Raw genomic sequence first — 694 nt, 5'->3', positions numbered from 1 at the left:
CCCGTCACCGTCGCTATCTGCGGGCCGTCCACCATCGGGCGTTCCGGTATCAGCGCACGCCAGGCAGTCCCCCCTCTGATAACCCCAAATTCGTTGGTCAGGGTGGTGGGCTTGTCACCGCCTTCCTCTTCCAGCGCCTGCGGTTGTTTTCCCTCATGCTTCACGGACACGACCTGCCACTGCGTGTTAAATGCCTCGTTCTGATGTTCTTCCAGCATAAACCGCAGTCCCGGGCGCAGGTCCGCGCAGTTTGACAGGCCGTTACCGGTCACCGCATCGGCCCTTAACGCATCCAGCCGGTACGCGCTGAAAGCTTTACCGCTCTCCGCCTGCTTGTAGCGCCCCGGGTAATCGTAGTGCTCATAGGGCTCACGCTGATGGGCAAGATCGTGACTGATTTTTTTGTTCGACTGGTTGTAAGCCGGATTTTTRAAACTGTAGTCCCGSAGYTCCACCGYCGTGGTTCKCACCGCTTCGGCATAGCGGAACTGKCGGATATACGCCCCCTGCTCCAGCCCCTGGTTCGCCAGACTGAAGAACACAGGGCTATCTTTTTTCTCCAGCGCCCCGGTATGGTCGGCAAACACCACCCGGTGTTTTCCCTCATCAAACTCGTGCCAGAAGAACATCCCCTCTTCTGCTGCCAGACGGGTGATAAAGTCCAGATCGCTTTCCCGGTACTGCACGCAGTACT

At 58.3% G+C, this 694-nt stretch carries 1 protein-coding gene; it reads right to left on the bottom strand.

Annotated elements, in window-relative coordinates; all coding sequences use genetic code 11:
- On the bottom strand, window positions 1-694 hold a 694-nt coding region (gene tssI / locus ADK28_RS13265; protein WP_048795862.1), incomplete at both ends, for a type VI secretion system tip protein TssI/VgrG.

This window comes from Serratia sp. 506_PEND, from assembly GCF_001076875.1.
GTDB lineage: Bacteria > Pseudomonadota > Gammaproteobacteria > Enterobacterales > Enterobacteriaceae > Serratia > Serratia marcescens.
This window is presented reverse-complemented; position numbering and strand designations above follow the sequence as displayed.